The following is a 23,825-nucleotide window of genomic DNA, read 5'->3' on the forward strand; positions in this document are numbered from 1 at the left end:
CCCAGCCCCACCACCGCCAGCCCGGTTGATCTCCCGGCGTTTTAAAAACTATCCGAAACGACTACTGACACACGCACCTAGCGGGCCCGCCGCTGGTATGGTGGAAGTGCCCTTTTCCCGGCCGCGTTCGCGGCCGGACGGGTATGCGGGGCCATAGCTCAGCTGGTTAGAGCGCGGGACTCATAATCCTAAGGTCCTCGGTTCAAGTCCGAGTGGCCCTACCGCATGAAGCCGCAGGCCGGGCAGCACGTGATGTGCTCTCCGGCCTGCGGCTTTTGCGTGCCCGGATCTTGTCACGGGTGCCGTCCATGAGATAAGTTACTGATCAGTAACATTTGTTGGTCCGCCGGACAGGCGGATGCGCCGCGACACCTCGATGGGCGGCGCGGATCGAAGAACAAAGGAACATCCATGGCCAAGCCCGCAGTCGACCCCAACAACCTTCCCTACGCTGATGGCGACTTCTATGGTTTTGAGCTGCTGCTCACGGACGCCGAGCGGGAACGCCTGCGCGATATCCGCGACTTCCTGGCCAAGGAAGTGAAGCCGATCGCCGTCGACTACTGGAACCGGGGCGAGTTCCCGCACGACCTGGTGCCGAAGCTGGCCGAACTCGACGTCGTCAGCCCCGTCCGCCGGCAGGGCCACTCCAGCCTGTTCGCCGGGCTGGTGCACGCCGAGTTCACCCGGGCCGACACGTCGATCGCCACGTTCATGGGCGTGCACGACGGCCTGTTCACCGGCTCCATCGAGGCGTTGGCCTCGGAGGAGCAGAAGGCGGCGTGGCTGCCGGATATCTACGCGCTGAAGAAGATCGGCGCCTTCGGCCTGACCGAACCCCTTGGCGGCTCGGATGTGGCCGGTGGCACCCGGACCACGGCCGTGCGCGACGGCGACAACTGGATCCTCAACGGGGCCAAGCGCTGGATCGGCAACGCCACCTTCTCCGACTGGGTCGTCGTCTACGCCCGCGACGTCGCCGACAACCAGGTCAAGGCGTTCCTGGTCGACACGGCGACGGAGGGCTACGCGGCCACGAAGATCGAGAACAAGACGGCGCTGCGCATCGTGCAGAATGCGGACATCACATTGGACAACGTCGTGGTGCCGAACGACTTCAAGCTGGCCGGCGGGAACAGCTTCCGCGACACCAACAAGGTCCTGAAGGTCACCCGCCTGGGCGTCGCGTGGCAGGCCGTGGGCCAGCAGCTGGCCGCCTTCGACGTGGCCCGCCGCTACGCCGTCGAGCGCCACCAGTTCGGCCGTCCGATCGCGTCGTTCCAACTGGTCCAGGACCAGCTCGTGAAGATCCTCGGCAACACGGTGGCCTCCATGGGCATGATGGTCCGCCTGGCACAGCTCGAGGACGCCGGGATCGCCAAGGATGAGCAGTCGGCCCTCGCCAAGGCGTTCACGACGGCCCGCATGCGCGAATCCGTGGCCATGGGGCGCGGCATCCTGGGCGGCAACGGCATCGTCACCGACTATGAAATGGCGAAGATCTTCGCCGACGCCGAGGCCATCTACTCCTATGAGGGCACATACGAGATCAACACGCTCGTCACGGGCCGGGCCATCACCGGCATCTCCGCCATCGTATAGTCCCCGGCTGCTCCCACTTGCCCGCCCGGTGGTCGAGCCCGTCGAGGCCCCGGGCATGGTTCACCCGTCGAGGCCCCGGTGGTCGAGCCTGTCGAGGCCCGGGGCATGGTTCACCCGTCGGCGCTGTGCTGCCGGTCAGATGTGGGGTGGGTGGCGGTAGAGGTTGCGGTACCGGTGCCGGAGCGNGTGCGGTGGAGCAGGTGGTGGTGATAACCGCAGAGCAGCACGCAGTTGGCCACGCTGGTGGGCCCGCCGTGGGACCAGTGTTTCACATGGTGGGCCTCGGTCCAGTGCGGTGGGCGCTCGCAGTCGGGGAATGCGCAGCCGCCGTCCCGGGCGATCAGGGCCCGCCGGATGGCGGGGGTGACCAGGCGGTGGCGGCGGCCCTCGTCCAGGACGGCACCCGTGGAGCCCAGGACGAGGGGGATGAGGTCGGCGTCGCAGGCGGCCTGCCGGAGCAGCCGGGCCGGGACGTCGCCGGTGAAGGGCAGGTGTGCGGTGCCCAGGCCGTTCTTCAGGTCCTCGTAGTGGAGGGTGACGTGCAGCTGGGGCCGGAGCCCGCCGTTGTCCGGCAGCGTGTCGGTGGCCGCGGCCAGGGTGACGCAGTCCAGCAGCTGGTGCAGGAGGTGCTGGGCCCGGGTCCGCCCGTCGCGCAGGGCCGGGGTGTCGGCGCCCTGCCCGGTGCCGGGCTGCGCCACGCCGAACAGGCCGTCCTCGGCCGCCGCGCGGGTGGTTCCGGCGCCGGCGGCCGGGTCCGACTCTGCGGCGTCCGGGTCGCCGGCCCACAGCGGTTGTTGCCCGGGCACGGTGTGCTGGTCCGTCCCGGCCCCGGCGCCCTGGCCCGTGCCGCCATGGTCGGTGCCGTTGCCGGGGGTGCGGGGGTTGGTGGCGGTGCCGATCGCGGCGATCAGGGTTTCGTAGGCGAGGGTTTCCATCCAGCCCTCGAAGTGCACCAGCCCATTGCGGGGCCGGGCGAAGTGGAGGCCCTCCTTGGCGCGTAGCTCGCCCTCGGAGGGGACGTGCCCGTCCGGGTCCAGGTGGGCCAGGATGCGTTGCCCGCACCGGTCCACCAGCTCGGGCCGTTCGGTGCGGGCGAGGCCGGTGAGCACGGCCTCGACCTCGGCCACGTCCGCCGCCGTGACCGGCGCGGGCTCCCGGCCCTCCCGGGCACCGGCCCGGGTGGCGCCGATGAGGTGTTCGGCCTCGCGGGCGTGCCTGTCGATGACCGCCGCCGCCTCCCGGGACACGCCCCCGGTAAGGACCGCCGCGCCGAGCACCGGGCGCACCGGCGGGTGCTCGGCGACGGAGCACGGGTCCGTGCGCGGCAGCACGGCCGTGCCCAGCCGCAGCCGCGCCCCGGCCTCCCGGGTGCTGATGCGCAGCGCCTCGGCCAGGAACACGGTCGGGGTGGCCGCCCCGACCGCCTCGTACCGGCCCGCCGCGGCCCGGGCGGAAAGCTCGGCCGCGGCCTGGAGTTGGATGCCGGCCAGGGATTCGACGTCGCGGGCAAACCGGACCGCCTGCATATCGCCCATGCGGCCCAGGCCCAGGGCGTCGGCGCCGACGTCCTCGAGGGTGAGGGAGGCGGTGAGGGTGGTGGCCTGACCGATCAGCCGGCGGATGGTTCCGCCGGCTGATCCACGAGTGGTGGGTGCTCCCGCGTGGTCGGGAGCGAGCTGCTCCGTGTCCATGAATCGATTCTACCTGTACGCATCTTCGAGCACAATGCGCTCATCGAAAGATTCTATAGAAAAATTTACATTTTGTCGCCAACGCCCAGGGGCCCAACTGGGGCGCGGTTAAGCACCGAAACCGGCATGAAATGGTGCTTAACTGCGCCCCAGTTGGGCCAAGAATGAGCACTTGCTGCGTCACAGTTGGGTAGGACTTCAATGATTGGTTGTATTCGAATTTGGCGCCGTACGGCCGGGCCCCGACACGCTCGATCACCGCACGACGCGTCGGTCGAGGGGTGAGTAGGTGAGGGGATCCGGGCCGGAATCCCTCGCCAGCTCGCCCGTCAGCCGGGGACGGGGAGAGGGGCAGGAGGATGGACGGGCGGCGGTCGAAGATGAACTGCAACGGGTCCAGATAGTCGTCGGCAGAGCCCTCGGGCGTGTCCACACCGCGACGCACGCCCCAGTGCAGGCAGCTGTCCTGGCCGGGTGGGCCCCCATCACAGTGCGTGGGCCCCTCCAGAGTGCCGACTGGCTGCCCCCGCGCCACGACGTTGCCGACATGCACCGCCGAGGTCACCGGTTCCAGGCTGATGAGCTTGCCGTCCGCCACCCGGATGGTGACCACGGGGCGGTCCACCACCACGCCGGCGAAGCTGACCACGCCGGCCGCCGGCGCGCGCACCACCGTTCCTTGCGCCGCGGCCAGGTCCACGCCGCGATGCCCCGCCAGCCACGGCTGCGGCGGCGGGTCGAACGGATGGAGGATGCGCGGGACCGGCTCCACCGGCCAAGCCCAGGCGAGCCGCCCCGGCAAGGGGAGCGCCGTCGTCGTCCGTGCGGACGAGGCGCCCGCGAGCAAGGCGGCCAACAGGGCGAGGCAGAGTCCCGCACAAACCCGCCACGCGGATTCCTTCCGGGTCAAGCACAACATCACGCCAGCATGGGTCGCTGCGGTGGTCGGCGAAATGGTGTCCCGTCACCCTGTGGACGCGGCGGTCCGGCCGTGAGGCTGTGGAGGGAGACCAGTCCGGGTGCCGGCAGCCCTGTAGTAGGATGACTGGAGCAGTCTGCCGTGTGCAGGCTGACTACGCGTACCCCGCCCTGACGAGGTCCGGAGCCCTTCGCGAGAAGTGCGCCGGATGCCTGCCGATGGATTGTGCCCACGCGGTCTGTCGCAAGACGGAATGTGGGCAGCCGATGGGGTGCCAGGAGCATGACCGGGCAGCGCCAGCCGCCCGGTCGCAACGCTGATAACCGTAAGAAAAACGAAAAGGAGCGTCGGCATGCCCGTCGTAACCATGCGCCAGCTGCTTGACAGCGGCGTCCACTTTGGACACCAGACCCGCCGTTGGAACCCGAAGATGAAGCGCTTCATCTTCACCGAGCGCAACGGCATCTACATCATCGACCTGCAGCAGTCGCTGTCCTACATCGACCGCGCCTACGAGTTCGTCAAGGCCACGGTCGCCCACGGCGGCACCGTGCTGTTCGTCGGCACGAAGAAGCAGGCCCAGGAGGCCATCGCCGAGCAGGCCACCCGCGTCGGCCAGCCCTACGTCAACCAGCGCTGGCTCGGCGGCATGCTGACCAACTTCCAGACGGTTTCCAAGCGGATCGCCCGCATGAAGGAACTCGAGGAGATCAACTTCGAGGACGTCGCCTCCTCCGGCCACACCAAGAAGGAACTGCTGCTGCTCAAGCGCGAGCTGACCAAGCTGCAGAACAACCTCGGCGGCATCCGCAACCTGACCAAGGCCCCGTCCCTGATCTGGGTTGTCGACACCCCGAAGGAGCACCTGGCCATCGACGAGGCCAAGAAGCTGAACATCCCGGTTGTCGCCATCCTCGACTCCAACTGCAACCCGGACGAGGTCGACTTCCCGATCCCGGGCAACGACGACGCCATCCGCTCCGTCAGCCTGCTGACCCGCGTGATCGCCGACGCCGTCGCCGAGGGCCTGCTGGCCCGCAACGCGAAGGCCACCGGCAGCGAGGAAGCCCCCGCCGAGCCGCTGGCCGAGTGGGAGCGCGACCTGCTCGAGGGCGAGAAGGCCGAGGAGACCCCGGCCGAAGCCACCGTCGAGGCCCCGGCCGAAGCCGCCGAAGACAAGTAACGCGTCCGCCGGCGCCCGGGACTTTGGGCTGCCGGGCACCGAACCGACACTGGCAGGGCGGCCGCACCATGCGGCCGTCCTGCCAGTGGCCGGTGACGGAAGATTACACAAGGTACAACATCTAACCTGAGGGGTTCATATGGCGAACTACACCGCCGCTGATATCAAGGCGCTGCGTGAGCGCACGGGCGCTGGCATGATGGATGTCAAGAAGGCGCTGGACGAGGCCAACGGCGACGCCGACAAGGCCATGGAGCTCATCCGCATCAAGGGCCTGAAGGGTGCCACGAAGCGCGAGGGCCGCTCCACCGCCGAGGGCCTTGTCGCCGCAGCCGTCAAGGACGGCGTCGGCGTCATGGTCGAGGTCAACTGTGAGACCGACTTCGTCGCCAAGAACGACAAGTTCATCGCGCTGGCCAACAAGGTTCTGGACGTGGCCGTCGAGTCCGGCGCCGCCGACCTCGAGGCCCTGCTGGCCGTCGATGTCGAGGGCAAGCCGCTCTCCGAATACGTCGTCGAGGAAGGTGCCGTGCTGGGCGAGAAGATCGCCATCCGCCGCATTGCCCGCGTGGCCGGCGCCACCGTGGACGCCTACCTGCACAAGACGTCCAAGGACCTGCCCGCCCAGGTCGGCGTGCTGTTCGCCGTGGACGGTGAGGGCGCCGCCGCCGCCGAGGTCGCCCATGATGTGGCCGTCCACATCGCCGCACTGGCCCCGACCTACCTGTCCCGCGACGAGGTCCCCGCCGAGACGGTCGAGAACGAGCGCCGCATCGCCGACGAGACCGCCCGCGCCGAGGGCAAGCCCGAGGCCGCCATGGCGAAGATCGTCGAAGGCCGCCTGACCGGCTTCTTCAAGGAGATCGTCCTGGTCGACCAGGGCTTCGCCAAGGACGCCAAGAAGAGCGTCGGCTCCGTCCTCTCCGAGGCCGGCGTCAAGGGCACCGGCTTCGCCCGGTTCCGCGTCGGAGCCTAGCCCCCGTCGGCTCCCACCGCTCGCAAGTCCCCGGCCCCTCCCAGAGCTCGCAAGCTCGCTCCGGGTCCCTCGGGGCCGTGGGCCCTCGCGNTGGGCCCTCGGGCGCTCCCTGGCCTCGTACCTCGGCCAGGGGCCCTCGCGCCTGTGGGCCCACCTGGGCCCGACCCAGACCGTGACGCATGAATTGAGGGTGACCGCTCACAGCGGTCACCCTCTTTTCATGCGAGCACTCGGATAGGATCTTGCTGGGCGCCGACGCGCGCCGGAGGCGAGACGACCGCACAGCAACAAGCATGCGGGGCCCGGCCTCCTCAAGGATCGGCTCCCACGGAAGGCATCATGACAATCCAAGACACCGAAACCCGGCCGACCACCACCCCCTGCAACAGCCCCGCCCCGAAGCGTCGGCGCGTCCTGCTCAAACTCTCCGGGGAGGTGTTCGGCGGTGGCAGCATCGGCCTGGACACCGCCACCGTTCGTGGCATCGCCAAGCAGATAGCCGGCACCATTGGCCAGGTGGAGGTCGCCGTTGTGGTTGGCGGGGGCAACTTCTTCCGTGGCGCCGAACTGTCGGCCTCCGGCATGGACCGGTCACGTGCCGACTACATGGGCATGCTCGGCACGGTCATGAACTGCCTGGCCCTGCAGGACTTCCTCGAACAAGAAGGCGTCAACACGCGCGTGCAGAGCGCCATCACCATGGGCCAGGTTGCGGAGGCCTACATTCCGCGCCGCGCCATCCGCCACATGGAGAAGGACCGGGTCGTCATCTTCGGTGCCGGGGCCGGGCTGCCCTACTTCTCCACGGACACGGTCGCCGCCCAACGTGCCCTGGAGGTCCACGCCGACATCGTGCTCGTGGCCAAGAACGGGGTCGACGGCGTGTACACGGCCGATCCGAAGAAGGACCCGACGGCGCAGAAGCTCGCCACCCTGACCTACGACGAGGCCATGCGCCGCGACATCCGGGTCATGGACCAGACGGCCTTCAGCCTGTGCAAGGACAACAACGTGACCATGCTCGTTTTCGGCATGGAGGGCGAGGGGAACGTGGCCCGCGCCATCCTGGGCGAGAAGCTCGGCACCCTCGTCACCCCGTAACAGGTGGGCGCGGCGCACCACGGTAGGATGAACCAAGGACCGCCGCGGACCCGGGCCGCGGATCAGCCGCGCGTACTTACAGAGGAGAGACCGTGATCGAAGATACCTTGCTCGAGGCCGAGGAAAAGATGGACAAGGCCCTTGAGGTTGCCAAGGAGGATTTCGCCGCCGTGCGCACCGGCCGGGCCAGCCCGGGCCTGTTCGCCAAGGTCATGGTCGAGTACTACGGCGCCCCTACCCCGCTCCAGCAGCTCGCATCCTTCGCCGTGCCCGAAGCCCGCACCCTGCTCATCACGCCGTTCGACAAGACCGCGCTCAGCGACATCGAGCGCGCCCTGGGCGCCTCGGAGGTGGGCGCCAACCCGTCCAATGACGGCAACGTCATCCGTGTCATCATGCCGGAACTGACGGAGGAACGCCGCAAGGAGTACGTGAAAATCGTGCGCGGCAAGGGCGAGGATGCGAAGGTCTCCATCCGCAACATCCGTCGCAAGGCCAAGGACGAGCTGGACAAGCTCGTCAAGGACGGCGAGGCCGGCGAGGACGAGGGCACCCGGGCTGAGAAGGAGCTTGACAGCCTCACGAAGTCCAAGACGGACTCCGTCGACGAACTCCTCAAGCGCAAGGAAATCGAGCTGCTCGAGGTCTGATGAGCGACCCCCAACCGGCGGAGGCCGGGCGGGACGAACCGGACCCGGCGGCGGAAAGCGCCGGGAGCCCGCTCAAACCCGACGACCTCCAGTTCCCCAGCCGCAAGTCGCGCCGCCTGGCGGAGACGACGGGCACGATCCCGACCGTCCCGCCACCGCGGCGTGCCTACGTGCCCGCCGTGCCCACACCGCCGGCGCCCATCGCACCGATTCCCGCCGCGGCGGTGGAGGTTCCGGCCCGCCCGTCCAAGGCCGGACGCAACCTGCCGGCGGCCATCGGCGTCGGCTTGGCGCTGCTGGTGCTCGTGATCGGCAGCCTCTTGCTGTACCCGGCCGCGTTCATCGTGCTGGCCGCCGCCTTTGCGTGTATCGGCGTGTGGGAGGTGACCCGGTCGATCGCCCGCCGCGGGATCGTCGCGCCCATGCCGCCGATCTACATCGGGGCCGCCGCGATGCCCGCGGCCGCCTACCTGGCCGGCGCCGAGGGCCTGCTGTTCGCGTTTGTGGCCAGCTGCGCGGCCGTGCTCCTCTGGCGCTGCCTGGACTCCACACCCGGAGCCGTGCACAGCATCCTGGCGGGCATCTTCGCGCTGACCTGGATCCCGTTCCTGCTCGGTTTCGTGTCCTTGATGCTGCGCGACAGCAGGGCGCCGACGCTGGGCTGGACGCTGGAGTTCAGCGACATCAACCCCGGTGTCCTGCAAATCGTGATCACGCTGCTGCTCGTCGTCGCCAATGACACGTTCGGCTACCTGGTCGGCGTGCTGTTCGGCAAGCACCCGATGGCGCCGAAGATCAGCCCGAAGAAGTCCTGGGAGGGCTTCGCCGGGTCCGTGGGCGGCGCCGTCGCCGTCGGCATCCTGGCCACCGTGTTCCTGCTCCAGGAGAACTGGTGGGTGGGCCTGGTGCTCGCCGTCGGGATCGTGCTGGCCGGCACCGGCGGAGACTTCGCCGAATCCATGATCAAGCGCGAACTCGGCGTCAAGGACATGAGCAACATCCTGCCCGGCCATGGCGGCATGATGGACCGGCTCGATTCCATTCTCTTCTCCGCCCCCATCGCCTTCATGACGTTCTCCGTCCTCGGGCGAATCTGACAGACAAGGAATGACAGTGACCGTGGAAGACAAGCAGCCGTCGGTGGCGCCCTTCAAACGCGTGGGCGCCAAGGAGATCGGCTACAACGTCAAGCAGGTGGACCAATTCCTTGGGCGCGCCCGCGCGTTCTACACGAACGCCGACGCCCCGGAGAAGGCGCTCACCAGCAATGATGTCCGGACGGTGTCGTTCGACCCGGCGAAGGGCGGTTACAACGCCCATGCCGTCGACGCGGCCCTGGACCGGCTCGAGGACGTCTTCGTCCAGCGCGAGCGCGACGCCCTCGTGGCCGAGCGCGGCGAGGACGCCTGGCTGAAGGAGATCGGTGACGCCGCCGTCGTGCTGCGCGGGCGACTGCACCGCCGGGACGGGGAACGCTTCCGCCGTCCGGGCAAGCGCACCGCGCAAAGCTACAACGTCGAGGACGTTGATGCGCTGTGCCGCGAGCTGCTGCAGTACTTCGAGCACGACAAGCCGATGAGCGTTGACGTGGTCCGCCGCTCCGTGTTCGCCCCGGCGAAGGGCGACGCCGGGTATGAGGAACGCCAGGTCGACGCGTTCCTGGACAAGGTCATCGAACTCATGGCCGCCATCGACTGACGGTCGCCGGTGCAAGGCCGGTGCAAGGGAGGCACGACGGCGGGACGTCGCCGGGGGTGCCGCCGGCGCCAGTCTCAGCCGCGCGGCACGCCCAGCGACCGTTCGGGCACGTGCAGCTTGGCCATGAACCGGCCGAGGTGGGCGTTCCGCCGCCCGGGGGTGGCCAGCGACACGAGCACCATGACGGTGAACGCGGCCGGCACCGTCCAGGCGGCCGGCTGGGTCAGCAGTGCCACGCCCGGCGTGCCCGGATCGAGCCGGGACCCCCACAGGAGCGCCCCGGCGCACAGCAGCCCGCCGGTGACCATCCCGGCGATCGCGCCCACATCCGTCAGACCGCGCCACCAGATGCCGAGCAGCAGCAGCGGGCACACGGTTGAGGCGGTAAATGCGAAGACCAGGCCCACGCTGCCGGCCAGCGCCAGCGAATCGGTCAGCATGGCCACTGCGAACGGCACGATCGCCGCGCCTGCGGCCGCGATGCGGAACCCGCGCACCCCGCCGCCGAGCAGGTCCTGGCTGATCACCCCGGCCAGCGACACCACCAGCCCGGACGTCGTCGACAGGAACGCCGCGAACGCGCCGGCCACGACGAGCGCGGACAACACCTCGCCGACGGGCCCGCCCAGCAGCCGGCCCGGCAGCAGCAGCACGGTCGCATCGGTGGAGCCGGTCCGCGCCAGCCCCGGCAAGAACGCCCGGCCCAGCACCCCGTAGATCGTCGGGAACAGGTAGAACACGCTCAGCAGGCCGAGCACGATCAGCGTCGTGCGGCGGGCCGTCGCGCCATCCGGATTCGTGTAGAAACGCACCAGCACGTGCGGCAGCCCGAGCGTGCCGAACAGGAGGGCGACCATCAGCGAGACGGTTTGGTACGCGCCCAACCGGCTGCCGCCGTCGTCCGCGCCGAACAACACGGTTCCGGCCGGCACCGCGCCCGGCGTCATGCCAAGATGCCACAGCAGGATGACGGCGGGCACCGCCAGCGCCGTGAGCTTGAGCCAGTACTGGAACGCCTGCACGAACGTCATGGAGCGCATGCCGCCGGTGACAACGGTCGTGCCGACGATCACGACGACGGCGGCCGCCCCCACCCACGACGGCAGGCCGGTCGTCGTCCGGATGGTCAACGCGGCGCCGTGCAGCTGCGGCACGATGTAGAACCAGCCGACGAACACGACCAGAAGGCTTGTCACGTACCGGGCGCGGCGCGAGGCGAGCCGGGCCTGCGCGAAGTCGGGGATCGTGTACGCGCCCGAGCGGCGCAGCGGCGCGGCGACGAAGAAAAGCAGCATCAGGTAGCCGGCCGTGTACCCCACCGGGAACCACAGCCCGTCGAGCCCGGAGATGACGATCAGCCCGGCCACGCCCAGGAAACTGGCCGCGGACAGGTACTCGCCGCCGATCGCCGAGGCGTTCCACCACGGCGGCACCGTGCGGGAGGCGACATAGAAGTCGCTGGTGGTGCGCGAAATGCGCAGGCCGTAGACACCGATCAGCACGGTGGCCGCGGACACCAGGAGCAGGGCAAGGAAGGCGACGGCGGGGCTCACGGCTCCTCCACCAGGTCCCGGTAGCGGGCCTCGTTGCGGGCGGCGGCGCGCACATACAGCCACGCGCACAGGCCGATGACGGGGTACATGCCCACGCCCAGCAGCAGCCAGGCGGCGGGGACGCCCAGGATCCGCCAGTCCGCGACGGCCGGCACCCAGCGCACCAGGACCCAGCAACCGGCCAGGGCCAGCACGAACCCGGCCGACGCGATGAGGGCCAGCCGCAACTGCGAGCGGATCAACGACCGGACGAACACCTCGCCGACGGCCGACTGCTCGGCCACCTCTTGGGTGACGCTGGTGCGCCCGGGCACGCGGCGCGCCGTCGAGCGGGGCGCCGTGACCCGCACACGGCCGGGCCGGGCGGGCGGCAATCCCTCGGGTGAATCGGCGTTGGAGGCACTCATGGTCCGGGCCGCACCCGGGTGGCCTGCAGGCGTTCGCGCAGAACCGGCAGATGGCGTCGGCTGACCGGCAGTTCGGCGCCGCCGACGGACACCGACGGCTTGGCCGAACCGAGTTTCAGCGACGTCACGAACGGCATGCAGACCAGGTAGGAGCGGTGGATGCGCAGGAAGCCGGCCTCCGCCCAACGCTGCTCCAGGTCGGCCAGCGGCACCCGGATCAGGTAGCTGGCCTCGGCCGTGTGCAACCGGGCGTAGTCGCCCTGGGCCTGGATGAAGCGCACCTCGTCGAGCCGGATGATCCGGCTCACCCCGCCCTGGTCGACGGTGATCATCTCCACCGGGGCGGCGCCGGCGGGGGCCGCGACCAGCTCGGCGACGCGGCCCACCGTCACGGCCAGCCGCTCGGTGCGCACGGGCTTGAGCAGGTAGTCGACGGCGGCCAGCTCGAACGCCTCCAGCGCGCAGTCCTCGTCGGCGGTCACGAACACGACGGCGGGCGGGTGCGGCCGGGCGGCGATGCGGCGGGCCAGCTGCAGCCCGGACAGGCCGGGCATGTGGATGTCCAGGAACAGCGCGTCGACGTCGTGTTCGGCCAACACGGCCAACGCACCCTGCCCGCTCGTGGCCCGGTGGACGGTGCCGATGCGCGGGTCCCGACCCAGCAGGAAGGCCAGTTCCTCGACGGCGGGCAACTCGTCGTCGGCGACAAGGACGGTCAACATGGGTACCAGCTTAACGGCCGCGGGGCCCCGGGCGAGCGGAGCGAGGCTGGGGAGGCCGTTGGGCGCTAACGGCCGTTGGGTGTCAGGCGTCGTGGTCCGGCTGGTTCTTGGGCACAGTCATGGTGATCAGCGTGCCCTCGCCGACGGCCGTGTCCACGACCAGCCCGTGGTCGTCGCCGTACACCTGGCGCAGCCGGGCGTCGACATTGCGAAGCCCCACATGGTGCCCGTCCTGCTGGCCGGCCAGCACGCGGCGCAGGTGCTCCGGATCGATGCCGACCCCGTCGTCCTCGATGGTGACGCGCGTGGTGGCGCCCACGTCATTGGCGGTGATCTGGATCAGCCCGGGGCCCTCCTTGGCCTCGAGCCCGTGCCGCACGGCGTTCTCCACCAGCGGTTGCAGGCTCAGGAACGGGATGACCGTGCTCAGCGACTCCGGGGCGACCTGCAGGCTCACGTGCAACCGGTCGCCGAACCGGGCCCGTTCCAGCAGCAGGTACCTGTCGATGCTGCGCAGTTCCTCCGCCAAGGTGGTGAAGTCCCCGTGCCGGCGGAACGAGTACCGGGTGAAATCGGCGAACTCGACAACCAGGTCCCGGGCGCGCTGCGGGTCGGTGTTGATGAACGACGCGATCGCGTTGAGCGAGTTGTAGATGAAGTGCGGGCTGATCTGCGCCCGCAGCGCGCGCACCTCCGCCTCCATGAGCAGGGTGCGGGAGGCGCTCAGCTCGGCCAGCTCCAGTTGCGCGGAGATCCACGCGGCCACCTCGTTGGTGGCGCGCACCAGTCCCGCACCGGGTTGCCTGACAACGACGACGACGACGGCGCCCACCACCCGGGCATCGACCTTCAGCGGCGCCACCACGGCGGCCTTGGCCTCCTGCTCCTGTCCGTCCAGGCGCAGTGCCGTGCGCAGTGCGGGCGTCATCACGGACACGGTCGTGCGGCCGTTGGCCAACGCGCGGCCGGCCAGGGCCATGACCTCGGCCGTGTCCGGGGTGGCGGAGCCGGCCCCGTCCCACGCCAGGAGCTCCTCCGTGTTGCACAGCGCCAAGGCCACGCAGTTGAGCAGTGGCCGCAGCTGCCGGCTGGCCTTCAACGCCGCCGCCGGTTCCAGGCCGTTGCGCAGGTACTCCCCGGCCACGGCGGCCGAATGCAGGGCGTGGTAGGTGGCACGTTCGGCGTCGGTGCCCAGCTCACGGTGTGAGCGGGAAAACCGCAACCCGAGCACGCCGATGACGGCGGCGGCCACGGCCGCCAGCACAACGATGATGAGCAGCGTCGACTCGGGCATGCCCCAACATTAGCGTCCGGCGGGATGCCGCGACCCGGCGATGCCCGCCGTTGGGCGCAGTTCGGCGACCGTTGGGCGCGGCACCGCCCCGTCGTCGTCGTGAGGCGAGGCGGGACACGCCATAGTGAATGACATCACATCACCCAAGGAGGAATGATGGGTCATTCTGACCAATCGCATGGTGTGGATTTCGTCGAAGTCCAGGCCACGGAGGAATTCAAGAACCTCCGGAAAACCCACCGCAGTTTCGTTTTTCCCGTCGCCATTGCATTCCTGCTCTGGTATTTCCTTTATGTGCTTTTGGCCGACTACGCGCACGACTTCATGTCGACGAAGGTATTCGGTTCCATCACCCTGGGCCTCATCCTGGGCCTGCTGCAATTCGTCACCACCTTCGGCATCACGGCGTGGTACGTCAGCTACGCCAACCGCAGGATCGACCCCAAGGCGGTGGTGATCCGCGAGCGTCTCGAGGCGGAACTTGCCGAATCCGATACCCAGAAGGAAGGGGTGTAGCCCGTGAACCCGACCACCGTGCTCCACCAGCTTGCCCCGTTTGCGACGCTGGGCGAGCAGACGAAGTCCACGTCGTGGATCAACATGCTGATCTTCGGGGCGTTCATCGCCATCACCATGGTCGTGGTGTTCCGGGCCAGCCGGAACAACAAGACGGCTGCCGACTACTACGCGGCCGGGCGCTCCTTCTCCGGCGGCCAGAACGGCACGGCCATCGCCGGCGACTACCTGTCCGCGGCCTCCTTCCTGGGCATTTGCGGCGCCATCGCCATCAACGGCTATGACGGCTTCCTGTACTCGATCGGCTTCCTCGTCGCCTGGCTGGTGGCGCTGCTGCTCGTGGCGGAGCTGCTGCGCAACACGGGCAAGTTCACCATGGCGGACGTGCTCTCCTTCCGGCTCAAGCAGCGCCCCGTGCGCATCGCCGCGGCCATCACCACGCTGGTCGTGTGCTTCTTCTACCTGCTGGCCCAGATGGCCGGCGCGGGTGGCCTCGTGTCGCTGCTGCTCGGCCTGGACAGCCACGACAAGCTCGGCCAGTCCGTCGTCATCACGGTCGTGGGCGCCCTCATGATCCTGTATGTCCTGGTTGGCGGCATGAAGGGCACCACGTGGGTGCAGATCATCAAGGCCTGCCTGCTGATCGCCGGCGCGGCCGTCATGACGGTGATCGTGCTCGGCATGCACGGGTTCAACTTCTCCACGCTGCTGGATGCGGCCGTCACCAAGGCCGGCGACGGCGGGGCGGCCCTGCTCAACCCGGGCAAGGCGTACGGGGCCACCGGCACCTCGCGGCTGGACTTCATCTCCCTGGCGCTCGCCCTGGTGCTTGGCACCGCAGCCCTGCCGCACGTGCTGATGCGCTTCTACACGGTCCCGACCGCCAAGGAAGCCCGCCGGTCCGTGGTGTGGGCGATCTGGCTGATCGGCATCTTCTACCTGTTCACCTTGGTGCTCGGCTACGGTGCCGCCGCCCTGGTCGGCAAGGAGGAGATCCTCGGCGCCCCGGGCGGCGTCAACGCGGCCGCCCCGCTGCTGGCCTTCGTGATCGGCGGGCCCGTGCTCCTCGGGTTCATCTCCGCCGTCGCCTTCGCCACCATCCTGGCCGTCGTGGCCGGCCTGACCATCACGGCGGCCGCCTCGTTCGCCCATGACATCTACGCGAACGTGATCGCCAAGGGCAAGGCCAACCCGGCCACCGAGGTCAAGGTGGCCCGGCGCACGGTCGTCGTGATCGGCATCGTGGCCATCGGCGGCGGCATCCTGGCCAACGGCCAAAACGTCGCGTTCCTTGTGGCCCTCGCGTTCGCCGTGGCCGCGTCGGCCAACCTGCCGACCATCCTGTTCTCGCTGTTCTGGAAGCGCTTCACCACCAAGGGCGCGCTGTGGAGCATGTACGGCGGGCTGGCCGCGGCCATCGTGCTGATCGCGTTCTCCCCGGTGGTGTCCGGCAACGCGAAGGCCATGATCCCCGGTGCAAGCTTCGACTGGTTCCCGTTGGCCAACCCGGGCCTGATCTCCATCCCGTTCGCGTTCTTCCTGGGCTGGTTGGGCACCGTGCTCGACAAATCCACCGAGGACCCGGCCACCCAGGCCGAGATGGAAGTCCGCTCACTGACGGGTGTCGGCGCCGAAAAGGCCTCCGTGCACTGATCCCACACCCTGCCACGCCCTCGAGCGCAGAACGGCTGGCGGATCCTGTGTCAATCCGGGTCCGGCAGGAAGCGGCGGTTCCTGATCCGCGATGCGCCGAAGTCGACGGCCAACGGCCCAACCTCCCACGGGCCGGCGTGCCTGGTCATCGGCCGGCCCACGGCGATGTGCGGTGTCCACCGGGGGTACTTGAAGCCAAGCGCGGGCGAGCCGAGGATGAAGTCGTCGACGTTGTCCACGAGCAGGCCGTCGAGCAGCGCGTGCAGGGACTGCACGAGCGCCACTTGGTGGTCGCGGACTGCCTGGGGCACGTCCACCTCCAGGGCGCACACACCGCCCCCGCCCATGGTCGCCAACCGTGTGGCGCCGCCGGTGAAGCCGTCCAGGACGGGCAGCGCCTTGAGCCATGCGGCCGTCCGGGCGGCGGCTGCCGCGGCGCTCGTCCTGCCCTTGGTCCACTCGGCCACATCGCGTGAGAAGTCCGCGAGTATGCCGATGTGCAGCAACGTCAGGTGCAGGCCCTCCCGCTTGCGCAGGGACCGGACGTGGCCGCCGAGGTCCTCGTAGTCGGCTGTGCCGGAGCCGATGCTGAGCACGGGCATCTCAACCGTGATGCGTGGAAGCGCTTCCATACGACCCTCCCGGTGACCTCGTGAACCGTCCGCCCCGCGGCGGACGGGCCCAGCAGTGGACAGGCCCGGTGGTGAGAGGCCCTGCCATCATGCGCCCGTGCCTCTCACGCCGGGGCCTCCCACGCCCGTGCCTCCCACGCCCGCGCCTCCCACGGCGGGCAGGGCACGGCGCAGCAGCGGTTCCACCCGGAACGGCACGAGTTCGCTCATGGCCAGCGACGTCTCGGTCCGTTCCACGCCGTCGCAGGCGAGGATCTTGCCATTGATCCGGAACAGGTCCTCGGCGCCGGTGGACACAACCCGGACCAGCAGGTCGGCCCGGCCGCTGAGCCCGTGGGCCTCCAGCACCTCCGGGATGGCCGCCAGTTCCGTGGCCAGGCTGTCCAGTTTCTGCTGCTGGACGTGGACGGAGATGAACGCCGTCAGCGGGTAGCCGAGCACGGCGGGGCTGATGCGGTGGTCGTAGCGCAGGAATGCGTTCCGGCGTTCCAGTGACGCCATGCGCGCCTGCACCGTGTTGCGGGAGAGCCCAAGCCGCTGCGCCATGGCCACCACGCTCTGGCGTGGATCGTCCAGCAGGGCCAACAGGATGCGTGCGTCGGTGCCGTCCAAATCGTGCATAGTGCGCAACGCTAGCACGGTCGCCGGCACCATCACAGGGCAGTCTGCGCAGTCTGCAGGCTACCAGTTGTGCCACCTGCCCCCTGTGAGTAGTGTCACAACTAGGCGGGCGGTGACGTTCGCCGGCGGTGCGCCACGACCCGGATTGCGCCCGCGTGGACCACCCGCACAACGGGACCGGTCCCTAACTTTGGTGACGAACCACAAGGAGGTGGCGGGGATGAACGCTTACGACGGCGAATCCCTCGACCCGGCGGATTGGCATGCGGTCGAACAACTCATCACGGCGGACGGCACGCCGGTGGACAACCCCGAGCTGGCCGGCTGGGTCGGCGACGTGACGGACTACGAGCTGGCGGACCTGTACGAGGACATGGTCGTCATTCGCCGCATCGACACCGAGGCCACCGCCCTGCAGCGCCAGGGTGAATTGGCGCTGTGGCCGCCGCTGCTCGGCCAGGAGGCGGCCCAGGTGGGCTCCGTCCGGGCGCTGCGCCAGGACGACTTCGTCTTCCCCAGCTACCGCGAGAACGGCGTCGCCTACTGCCGCGGCGCCAACGTGGCGGACATGATGGCCGTGTGGCGCGGCAACACGAACTCCGGCTGGGACCCGCACGGCATCAACGTCGCCACACCGCAGATCATCATCGGCGCACAGACGCTGCACGCCGTCGGCTACGCCATGGGCATCACGTTCGACGGCACCGATTCCGCCGCCATCACGTACTTCGGCGACGGGGCCACGAGCCAGGGCGACGTGAACGAGGCCATGGTGTTCGCCGCCAGCTTCCAGGCGCCCGTCGTGTTCTTCTGCCAGAACAACCACTGGGCCATATCCGAACCGGTCGGCGTGCAGGCGCACATCCCGATCGCCGCCCGCGCGCCCGGCTTCGGCATCCCCAGCCGGCGCGTGGACGGCAACGACGTGCTCGCAGTCATGGCCGCCACCCGGTGGGCGCTGGACCGGGCCCGGCGCGGCGGCGGCCCCAGCTACATCGAGGCCGTCACCTACCGCATGGGTCCGCACACGACGGCGGACGACCCCACCCGCTACCGGGACCCGAATGAACTGGAGGACTGGGCGCAACGGGACCCGATCGAACGGCTGGGCACGCTGCTGGAGACCCGCGGGGTGCTCACCGAGGACCGGGCCGCCGCCGTCGCCGCCAAGGCCGACGCGGTGGCCCGCGAACTGCGCGCCGGCGTCATCAACCGGCCCGACCCGGGTCCCCTGGACGTCTTTGCCAACGTCTACGCCACGCCCAACGCGGCCGTGGACCGCCAACGGGACCGCTACGCCCGCTACCTGGCCGGATTCGGGGCCGGCACCGAGACCGAAGGGAGCCTGTCATGACCACCATGACATTCAGCCAGGCCATCAACGCCGGCCTGCGCCAGGCCATGGACGACGACCCGAAGGTCCTGCTCATGGGGGAGGACATCGGCAAGCTCGGCGGCGTCTTCCGCATCACCAACGGCCTGCAGAAGGACTTCGGCGCGCACCGGGTCATCGACACGCCGCTGGCCGAATCCGCCATTGTGGGCACGGCCGTCGGGCTGGCGTACCGCGGCTACCGGCCGGTGTGCGAGATCCAGTTCGACGGGTTCATCTACCCGGGCTTCGACCAGATTGTGTGCCAGGTCGCCAAGCTGCATTACCGCACCGGCGGTGCCGTGAAGATGCCGCTGACCATCCGGGTCCCGTTCGGCGGAGGCATCGGCTCGCCCGAACACCACTCGGAATCACCCGAGGCGTACTTCACGCACACCTCCGGGCTGCGCGTCATCGCCGTCTCCAACCCGCAGGACGCGTACACCATGCTCCGCCAGGCCATCGCCTGTGACGACCCCGTGCTCTACTTCGAGCCGAAGCGCCGCTACCACAGCAAGGGCGACGTCGACCTGGGCGCCTCGCTCGGCGACGCGCCCGCCATGGAGAGCGCCGCCGTCGTCCGCCCCGGCGCCGACGCCACACTCGTCACCTACGGCCCGCTCGTCGCGACCGCGCTCGACGCCGCCACGGCCGCCCAGGATGAGGGCATCTCGCTCGAGGTGATCGACCTGCGGTCGCTGGCGCCGGTCGACTATGCGCCCATCGAGGCCTCGCTGCGCCGCACCGGCCGGCTCGTGATCACGCACGAGGCCGGGCTGACCGGCGGACTCGGTGCCGAGATCGCCGCGCAGCTGACCGAACGCTGTTTCGACTACCTGGAAACCGCCCCCGTGCGCGTCACCGGCTTCGACGTGCCCTACCCGCCGTCGAAGATGGAGAAGTACCACCTGCCCGACCTGGACAGGATCCTCGACGGCGTCGACCGGGCGCTCGGCCGCCCCAACTCCCTCACCGGGCTGGAAGGATGACCATGATCAAGGAATTCAGGCTGCCCGACCTCGGCGAGGGACTGACCGAATCCGAGATCCTCGCCTGGCGCGTGGCCGTCGGCGACACCGTCTCCCTCAACCAGGTCATCGCCGAGGTGGAGACCGCCAAGGCCGTCGTCGAGCTACCGTCGCCCTACGACGGCGTCGTCACGGCCATCCTCGAGCAGCCCGGCACGACCGTCGAGGTGGGCTCCCCGATCATCGCGTTCGAACTGGCGTCGGACAGTGCGGCAGGGCCGGCCGGGGGATCCATCGCCGCCACTGCCCCTGCCATGGGTTCCGTGTCGGCTGAGGTCGAGGCGAAGCGGGTTCCCACGCTCGTCGGGTACGGCGCTGAGCCGGACTCGACGGGGCGGCCGGCACGACGACGGCGCACCGCGGCCGGGGCGGCGACGTCACCGGAGCCGGTGGTCGCCGAACCCGTGGCCACCGCGCCGGCGGCGGAGCGGCCGCGGTCAACGCCGCCGGTGCGCAAGCTCGCCCGCGACCTGGGCGTCGACCTGGCCACCGTGCCGGGCACGGGGGAGCGCGGGCTGGTGACCCGGGAGGATGTACTGGGCGTGCGCGGGGCGCCGGCCACGACGGCCCCGGTGCCGGCCGGTGACTCGGCCCGTGAGGTGCGCACCCCCATCAAGGGCGTCCGCAAGTTCACGGCCGAGGCGATGGTGGCCAGCGCGTTCACGGCGCCGCACGTCACCGAGTTCCTCACCGTGGACGTCACCGACGGCATGGCGTTCCTGGACCGGTTGCGTGCCTCACGCGACTTCGCCGACCTGAAATTGACGCCCCTGACACTCGCGGCCCGTGCCGTGTGCGTGGCCCTGGCCCGCACCCCGGAGCTGAACTCCCGCTGGGACGGGGAGCGAAACGAGATCGTGACCATGAAATACGTCAACCTGGGCATCGCGGCGGCCACCCCGCGCGGCCTCATGGTCCCCAACATCAAGGACGCCCACCTGATGGACCTGCGGGCCCTGTCCGGCGCGCTGTCCGAGCTGGCGCAGACGGCCCGGGCGGGCAGGACGGCGCCGTCGGACCTGGCGGGGGGCACCTTCTCCATCACCAACGTCGGCGTCTTCGGCATCGACGCCGGCACGCCCATCCTGAACCCGGGCGAGGCCGGCATCCTGGCCATGGGCGCCGTGCGCCGCCAACCCTGGGAGCACGACGGAGCCATTGCGCTGCGCCAGGTGCTGACGCTGAGCTTGTCCTTCGACCATCGCCTGGTCGACGGGGCACAGGGCGCCCGTCTCCTGACGGACGTGGCGGCGATCATGGCCGACCCGGCCATGGCGTTGGCGCTCGCCTAGTTCCAGACAACTGCGGCCGTAACGTAACAGGTGCCTCTGGTCAACGTTTGGGGGCGGACGTATATTTGAACTGACCCCCGCTTTGGGAGCCAACTGAAAGGTTGAACCTTAAGGAGGTTGGTATCAATGAAGAGGTGGAACCGCTGGCAAGATTACGTTGCCGTGGCTGCCGGACTTTACGCGGCCCTGGCGACGCTGTGGACAACCCAGCAGACCAGTTCCATGATCATGATGATCGGTTGTGGTGTTCTCCTCATCGCCGCCGGAGTCTTTAACCTGGCGAGCCCAGGCACCCCGGTCGCCGAATGGGTCCTGATGGTGCTCGGCGCCCTGTTGTTCATCTCTCCGTGGATCACCGGCTACACGGCGCACACCGCGGCGGCTTGGACATCATGGATCGCAGGTGGCGTTGCACTGATTGCAGGCGTGCTGGCCGTCCAGCCAAGCATGCACAACCATGCCGTGGGTCACGACCACGGCGCGACGGCGCACTAGCCGCAACTTGGGCTAGCAAGGGAGCCTCGCAAGGGAGTCTCGGGAACGAGGCTCCCTTTTCGCGTGCCGGGCCCGTCAAGTGCCCGCGGTCAGCCCGGCCCACGCCATCGACTCGAGCACCGGGCGGGCCGTGGCCGCCGCCACGCGCCGGCCATGCATCTGCACGCTGTGCGGGGTGGAGTTGATGAGGCCGAACACCGCATGCGCCTTGACCCGCAGCACGGTCGCCTCCTGGTCCGGCAACAGCCGGCCGAGCAGCTCCACCCACAGCTCCACGTAGCCGCGCTGCAGCGACCGCACCTGCCGGCGGTCCGCGTCCGACAGGTTGTCCAGGTCCCGGTCCTGGACGCGGATGACGTCCGGCTTGGCGAGCGCGAAGTCGACGTGGAAGGCGACAAGGCCGCGCAAGGCGGCCTCGTCGTCGTCGTTCGCGGCGATCACCGCCCGGCCGCCGGCGAGCAGGTCCTCGCTCACTCCCACCAGCAGGGCGCCCAGCAGTGCCTGCTTGCCGCTGAAGTGTCGGTACATCGCCGGCCCGCTCACGCCGGCGGCGGCGCCAAGGTCCTCGATCGAGACGCCGTTGAAGCCGCGCCGGGCGAACAGCTGCGCGGCCGCGCCGAGCATGGCCGTGCGCCGCGTCGCCTTGGCCCGGCCGCGCGCCGTGGCCGGTTCGGCGGGCTCCGCGGGGCCGGGGGATTCGCTCATGGTGGGCCTTGTGCTAGACATCACAGTGCTGACAGACTAGCCTAAATTCCAGTTAGTCACCACTAACTAAAGTAACTATTAAGCCCCCGATTGGACACACTGGCCGATGGAGACCTTGCACAGCAGGACGGAACCGGGCAGCGCCGCATTCGACCTGTTCGACGCGGCGCAGCGCCGCCTGGTCGACGAGTTGCGCGACCGACTGCGCAGGACCGAGCGGGGCGGGCCCGAGCACGCCCGCGAACGCCACACGGCCCGCGGGAAGCTGCTGCCGCGCGAGCGCGTGGACCGACTGCTCGACGACGGCAGCCCGTTCCTGGAGATCGCGCCGCTGGCCGCCAACGGCATGTACGACGACGACAGCCCGGGCGCCGGGCTCATCACCGGGATCGGGCTGGTGCACGGGCGCCAGGTCATGGTCGTGTGCAACGACGCGACCGTCAAGGGCGGCACGTACTACCCGGTGACTGTCAAGAAGCATCTGCGCGCGCAGGAGATCGCGATGGAGAACCGGCTGCCCTGCGTCTACCTGGTCGACTCGGGCGGGGCGTTCCTGCCCAAACAGGACGAGGTGTTCCCCGACAAGGAGCACTTCGGCCGGATCTTCTACAACCAGGCGCGCATGTCGGCGGCCAAGATCCCGCAGATCGCGGCCGTGCTGGGGTCGTGCACCGCCGGCGGGGCGTACGTGCCGGCGATGAGCGACGAGACCGTGATCGTGCGCAACCAGGGCACCATCTTCCTGGGCGGCCCGCCGCTGGTGAAGGCGGCCATCGGGGAGATCGTCACGGCCGAGGAACTCGGCGGCGGCGACGTGCACGCGCGCATCTCCGGCGTCGTCGACCATCTGGCCGAGAACGACGACCACGCCCTGGCCATCGTCCGGGACATCGTCGCCACGCTGCCGCCGCCGGCCGAGCCCGCGTGGGCCGTGGAAGCCACGGTAGACCCGTCGGTGGACCCGGATGAGCTGTACGGCGCCGTGCCGACCGACGTGAACGCCCAGTACGACTGCCGCGAGGTCATCGCCCGGCTCGTGGACGCCAGCCGGTTCCACGAGTTCAAGAAGGACTACGGGACAACCCTGGTGACCGGGTTTGCCCGGCTGCACGGGCACCCGGTCGGGATCGTCGCCAACAACGGCGTGCTGTTCAGCGAGTCGGCCCTCAAGGGCGCGCACTTCATCGAATTGTGCGACCAGCGCGGGGTCCCGCTCATCTTCCTGCAGAACCTGTCCGGTTTCATGGTCGGCAAGGACTACGAACAGGGCGGCATCGCCAAGCATGGGGCCAAGATGGTCACGGCCGTGGCCACTGCCCGGGTGCCGAAGCTGACGGTCGTGGTGGGCGGGTCGTTCGGCGCCGGCAACTACTCCATGTGCGGGCGCGCGTACGGGCCCCGGTTCCTGTGGATGTGGCCGGCCGCGCGGATCTCCGTCATGGGCGGCAACCAGGCGTCCTCGGTGCTCGCCACGGTCAAGCGAGAGCAGATCGAAAAGCGCGGCGGCACGTGGACCGTGGAAGAGGAGGACGCGTTCACGGCGCCCATCAAGGCCCAGTACGAGGACCAGGGCAGCCCGTACTATTCGACTGCCCGGCTGTGGGACGACGGCGTCATAGACCCGGGCGACACGCGCACCATCCTGGGCCTGGCCCTCGACGTGTGCGCCCAGGCGCCGCTGCCCGAAACCGCCTTCGGCCTGTTCAGGATGTGAG

23 protein-coding genes and 1 tRNA gene are annotated in these 23,825 nt (G+C 69.4%); 15 read left to right on the top strand and 9 right to left on the bottom strand.

Translation table 11 applies throughout. The features are described from left to right. Positions 1-147 precede the first annotated feature (147 nt). Both EJC77_RS06975 and EJC77_RS06980 read left to right on the top strand, forming a co-directional pair. Positions 148-221, top strand: a tRNA-Ile gene (locus tag EJC77_RS06975). A gap of 190 nt (positions 222-411) precedes the next feature. Then, positions 412-1,602 (top strand): acyl-CoA dehydrogenase family protein, encoded by a 1,191-nt coding sequence (locus tag EJC77_RS06980; RefSeq protein ID WP_125611007.1) that lies wholly within the window; start codon positions 412-414, stop codon positions 1,600-1,602. 110 nt (positions 1,603-1,712) lie between these two features. Here EJC77_RS06980 and EJC77_RS06985 read toward each other — a convergent pair whose 3' ends face one another. Then, positions 1,713-3,293 carry an HNH endonuclease signature motif containing protein gene (locus tag EJC77_RS06985; RefSeq protein ID WP_125611010.1) on the bottom strand — a complete coding sequence of 527 codons (1,581 nt, stop codon included), beginning with the start codon at positions 3,291-3,293 and terminating at the stop codon, positions 1,713-1,715. Positions 3,294-3,333: 40 nt separating this feature from the next. Beyond that, complete coding sequence (locus EJC77_RS06990) at positions 3,334-4,149, bottom strand: M23 family metallopeptidase (RefSeq protein WP_240629884.1); 816 nt, start codon at positions 4,147-4,149, stop codon at positions 3,334-3,336. Positions 4,150-4,564: 415 nt separating this feature from the next. Here EJC77_RS06990 and rpsB point away from each other — a divergent pair, with 415 nt between their 5' ends. The 6 genes from rpsB to EJC77_RS07020 all read left to right on the top strand — a co-directional run bounded on the left by rpsB (position 4,565) and on the right by EJC77_RS07020 (position 9,820). Beyond that, positions 4,565-5,395 carry a 30S ribosomal protein S2 gene (gene rpsB, locus EJC77_RS06995; RefSeq protein WP_125611014.1) on the top strand — a complete coding sequence of 277 codons (831 nt, stop codon included), beginning with the start codon at positions 4,565-4,567 and terminating at the stop codon, positions 5,393-5,395. Between the two features lie 139 nt (positions 5,396-5,534). Then, positions 5,535-6,371 carry a translation elongation factor Ts gene (tsf, locus tag EJC77_RS07000; protein ID WP_125611016.1) on the top strand — a complete coding sequence of 279 codons (837 nt, stop codon included), beginning with the start codon at positions 5,535-5,537 and terminating at the stop codon, positions 6,369-6,371. A 339-nt stretch (positions 6,372-6,710) separates the two neighbouring features. Beyond that, positions 6,711-7,472: a UMP kinase gene (gene pyrH, locus EJC77_RS07005; protein WP_125611018.1), complete on the top strand. Its 762-nt coding sequence runs from the start codon at positions 6,711-6,713 to the stop codon at positions 7,470-7,472. A gap of 92 nt (positions 7,473-7,564) precedes the next feature. Then, on the top strand, positions 7,565-8,122 hold the full coding sequence (gene frr, locus EJC77_RS07010; protein WP_125611020.1) for a ribosome recycling factor: 558 nt from the start codon (positions 7,565-7,567) through the stop codon (positions 8,120-8,122). Then, complete coding sequence (locus tag EJC77_RS07015) at positions 8,122-9,219, top strand: phosphatidate cytidylyltransferase (RefSeq protein ID WP_125611022.1); 1,098 nt, start codon at positions 8,122-8,124, stop codon at positions 9,217-9,219. Before frr ends, EJC77_RS07015 begins: the two co-directional genes overlap by 1 nt. A 10-nt stretch (positions 9,220-9,229) precedes the next feature. After that, positions 9,230-9,820 (top strand): DivIVA domain-containing protein, encoded by a 591-nt coding sequence (locus tag EJC77_RS07020; RefSeq protein WP_125611024.1) that lies wholly within the window; start codon positions 9,230-9,232, stop codon positions 9,818-9,820. Positions 9,821-9,894: 74 nt separating this feature from the next. On the opposite strand, the gene EJC77_RS07025 is transcribed toward EJC77_RS07020, so the two are convergent. The 4 genes from EJC77_RS07025 to EJC77_RS07040 all read right to left on the bottom strand — a co-directional run bounded on the left by EJC77_RS07025 (position 9,895) and on the right by EJC77_RS07040 (position 13,796). Next, positions 9,895-11,373 (bottom strand): sodium/solute symporter, encoded by a 1,479-nt coding sequence (locus EJC77_RS07025; protein WP_125611026.1) that lies wholly within the window; start codon positions 11,371-11,373, stop codon positions 9,895-9,897. Then, positions 11,370-11,780: a DUF485 domain-containing protein gene (locus tag EJC77_RS07030; RefSeq protein WP_125611028.1), complete on the bottom strand. Its 411-nt coding sequence runs from the start codon at positions 11,778-11,780 to the stop codon at positions 11,370-11,372. The genes EJC77_RS07025 and EJC77_RS07030 overlap by 4 nt, the downstream gene beginning before the upstream one ends. Continuing rightward, positions 11,777-12,502 (bottom strand): LytR/AlgR family response regulator transcription factor, encoded by a 726-nt coding sequence (locus EJC77_RS07035; protein ID WP_125611030.1) that lies wholly within the window; start codon positions 12,500-12,502, stop codon positions 11,777-11,779. Before EJC77_RS07035 ends, EJC77_RS07030 begins: the two co-directional genes overlap by 4 nt. An 82-nt stretch (positions 12,503-12,584) precedes the next feature. After that, complete coding sequence (locus EJC77_RS07040; RefSeq protein WP_125611032.1) at positions 12,585-13,796, bottom strand: sensor histidine kinase; 1,212 nt, start codon at positions 13,794-13,796, stop codon at positions 12,585-12,587. A 156-nt stretch (positions 13,797-13,952) separates the two neighbouring features. On the opposite strand from EJC77_RS07040, the gene EJC77_RS07045 reads away from it, so the two are divergent. Together EJC77_RS07045 and EJC77_RS07050 are read left to right on the top strand one after the other, a co-directional pair. Then, positions 13,953-14,312, top strand: a complete 360-nt coding sequence (locus EJC77_RS07045) for a DUF485 domain-containing protein (protein ID WP_125611034.1) — start codon at positions 13,953-13,955, stop codon at positions 14,310-14,312. A gap of 84 nt (positions 14,313-14,396) precedes the next feature. After that, positions 14,397-15,965, top strand: a complete 1,569-nt coding sequence (locus EJC77_RS07050; RefSeq protein WP_240629897.1) for a solute symporter family protein — start codon at positions 14,397-14,399, stop codon at positions 15,963-15,965. A gap of 50 nt (positions 15,966-16,015) precedes the next feature. Here EJC77_RS07050 and EJC77_RS07055 read toward each other — a convergent pair whose 3' ends face one another. Continuing rightward, positions 16,016-16,597: a hypothetical protein gene (locus tag EJC77_RS07055; protein ID WP_125611036.1), complete on the bottom strand. Its 582-nt coding sequence runs from the start codon at positions 16,595-16,597 to the stop codon at positions 16,016-16,018. 87 nt (positions 16,598-16,684) lie between these two features. Beyond that, entirely contained in the window at positions 16,685-17,218 is a 534-nt protein-coding gene (locus EJC77_RS07060; RefSeq protein ID WP_125611039.1) for an Lrp/AsnC family transcriptional regulator, read from the bottom strand. Between the two features lie 220 nt (positions 17,219-17,438). Here EJC77_RS07060 and pdhA point away from each other — a divergent pair, with 220 nt between their 5' ends. From pdhA to EJC77_RS07080, 4 genes are all read left to right on the top strand, one after another. Next, the gene (gene pdhA, locus EJC77_RS07065; protein ID WP_125611040.1) at positions 17,439-18,572 is read left to right on the top strand and encodes a pyruvate dehydrogenase (acetyl-transferring) E1 component subunit alpha; all 1,134 of its coding nucleotides are present in this window, start codon (positions 17,439-17,441) and stop codon (positions 18,570-18,572) included. Then, a complete protein-coding gene (locus EJC77_RS07070; protein WP_125611042.1) occupies positions 18,569-19,579 on the top strand; it encodes an alpha-ketoacid dehydrogenase subunit beta in 1,011 nt (336 codons plus the stop codon). The genes pdhA and EJC77_RS07070 overlap by 4 nt, the downstream gene beginning before the upstream one ends. A 2-nt stretch (positions 19,580-19,581) precedes the next feature. Beyond that, the gene (locus EJC77_RS07075) at positions 19,582-20,910 is read left to right on the top strand and encodes a dihydrolipoamide acetyltransferase family protein (protein WP_125611044.1); all 1,329 of its coding nucleotides are present in this window, start codon (positions 19,582-19,584) and stop codon (positions 20,908-20,910) included. Between the two features lie 126 nt (positions 20,911-21,036). Further along, positions 21,037-21,405, top strand: a complete 369-nt coding sequence (locus EJC77_RS07080; RefSeq protein WP_125611046.1) for an SPW repeat protein — start codon at positions 21,037-21,039, stop codon at positions 21,403-21,405. 75 nt (positions 21,406-21,480) lie between these two features. Here EJC77_RS07080 and EJC77_RS07085 read toward each other — a convergent pair whose 3' ends face one another. Then, the gene (locus EJC77_RS07085) at positions 21,481-22,110 is read right to left on the bottom strand and encodes an SACE_7040 family transcriptional regulator (protein ID WP_125611048.1); all 630 of its coding nucleotides are present in this window, start codon (positions 22,108-22,110) and stop codon (positions 21,481-21,483) included. Positions 22,111-22,216: 106 nt separating this feature from the next. On the opposite strand from EJC77_RS07085, the gene EJC77_RS07090 reads away from it, so the two are divergent. Beyond that, on the top strand, positions 22,217-23,824 hold the full coding sequence (locus tag EJC77_RS07090; RefSeq protein WP_125611050.1) for a carboxyl transferase domain-containing protein: 1,608 nt from the start codon (positions 22,217-22,219) through the stop codon (positions 23,822-23,824). Position 23,825 lies beyond the last annotated feature (1 nt).

The sequence above is a fragment of the Specibacter cremeus genome, from assembly GCF_003946885.1.
Taxonomy (GTDB): Bacteria; Actinomycetota; Actinomycetes; order Actinomycetales; family Micrococcaceae; genus Specibacter; species Specibacter cremeus.

Bases quoted from the DNA above. Each gene is read 5' to 3' on its own strand.
- EJC77_RS06980 (WP_125611007.1), top strand. From the start codon at position 412: ATGGCCAAGCCCGCAGTCGACCCCAACAACCTTCCCTACGCTGATGGC.
- rpsB (WP_125611014.1), top strand. From the start codon at position 4,565: ATGCCCGTCGTAACCATGCGCCAGCTGCTTGACAGCGGCGTCCACTTT.
- tsf (WP_125611016.1), top strand. From the start codon at position 5,535: ATGGCGAACTACACCGCCGCTGATATCAAGGCGCTGCGTGAGCGCACG.
- pyrH (WP_125611018.1), top strand. From the start codon at position 6,711: ATGACAATCCAAGACACCGAAACCCGGCCGACCACCACCCCCTGCAAC.
- EJC77_RS07015 (WP_125611022.1), top strand. From the start codon at position 8,122: ATGAGCGACCCCCAACCGGCGGAGGCCGGGCGGGACGAACCGGACCCG.
- EJC77_RS07020 (WP_125611024.1), top strand. From the start codon at position 9,230: ATGACAGTGACCGTGGAAGACAAGCAGCCGTCGGTGGCGCCCTTCAAA.
- EJC77_RS07030 (WP_125611028.1), bottom strand. From the start codon at position 11,780: ATGAGTGCCTCCAACGCCGATTCACCCGAGGGATTGCCGCCCGCCCGG.
- EJC77_RS07035 (WP_125611030.1), bottom strand. From the start codon at position 12,502: ATGTTGACCGTCCTTGTCGCCGACGACGAGTTGCCCGCCGTCGAGGAA.
- EJC77_RS07040 (WP_125611032.1), bottom strand. From the start codon at position 13,796: ATGCCCGAGTCGACGCTGCTCATCATCGTTGTGCTGGCGGCCGTGGCC.
- EJC77_RS07045 (WP_125611034.1), top strand. From the start codon at position 13,953: ATGGGTCATTCTGACCAATCGCATGGTGTGGATTTCGTCGAAGTCCAG.
- EJC77_RS07050 (WP_240629897.1), top strand. From the start codon at position 14,397: ATGCTGATCTTCGGGGCGTTCATCGCCATCACCATGGTCGTGGTGTTC.
- EJC77_RS07055 (WP_125611036.1), bottom strand. From the start codon at position 16,597: ATGGAAGCGCTTCCACGCATCACGGTTGAGATGCCCGTGCTCAGCATC.
- EJC77_RS07060 (WP_125611039.1), bottom strand. From the start codon at position 17,218: ATGCACGATTTGGACGGCACCGACGCACGCATCCTGTTGGCCCTGCTG.
- pdhA (WP_125611040.1), top strand. From the start codon at position 17,439: ATGAACGCTTACGACGGCGAATCCCTCGACCCGGCGGATTGGCATGCG.
- EJC77_RS07070 (WP_125611042.1), top strand. From the start codon at position 18,569: ATGACCACCATGACATTCAGCCAGGCCATCAACGCCGGCCTGCGCCAG.
- EJC77_RS07075 (WP_125611044.1), top strand. From the start codon at position 19,582: ATGATCAAGGAATTCAGGCTGCCCGACCTCGGCGAGGGACTGACCGAA.
- EJC77_RS07080 (WP_125611046.1), top strand. From the start codon at position 21,037: ATGAAGAGGTGGAACCGCTGGCAAGATTACGTTGCCGTGGCTGCCGGA.
- EJC77_RS07085 (WP_125611048.1), bottom strand. From the start codon at position 22,110: ATGAGCGAATCCCCCGGCCCCGCGGAGCCCGCCGAACCGGCCACGGCG.
- EJC77_RS07090 (WP_125611050.1), top strand. From the start codon at position 22,217: ATGGAGACCTTGCACAGCAGGACGGAACCGGGCAGCGCCGCATTCGAC.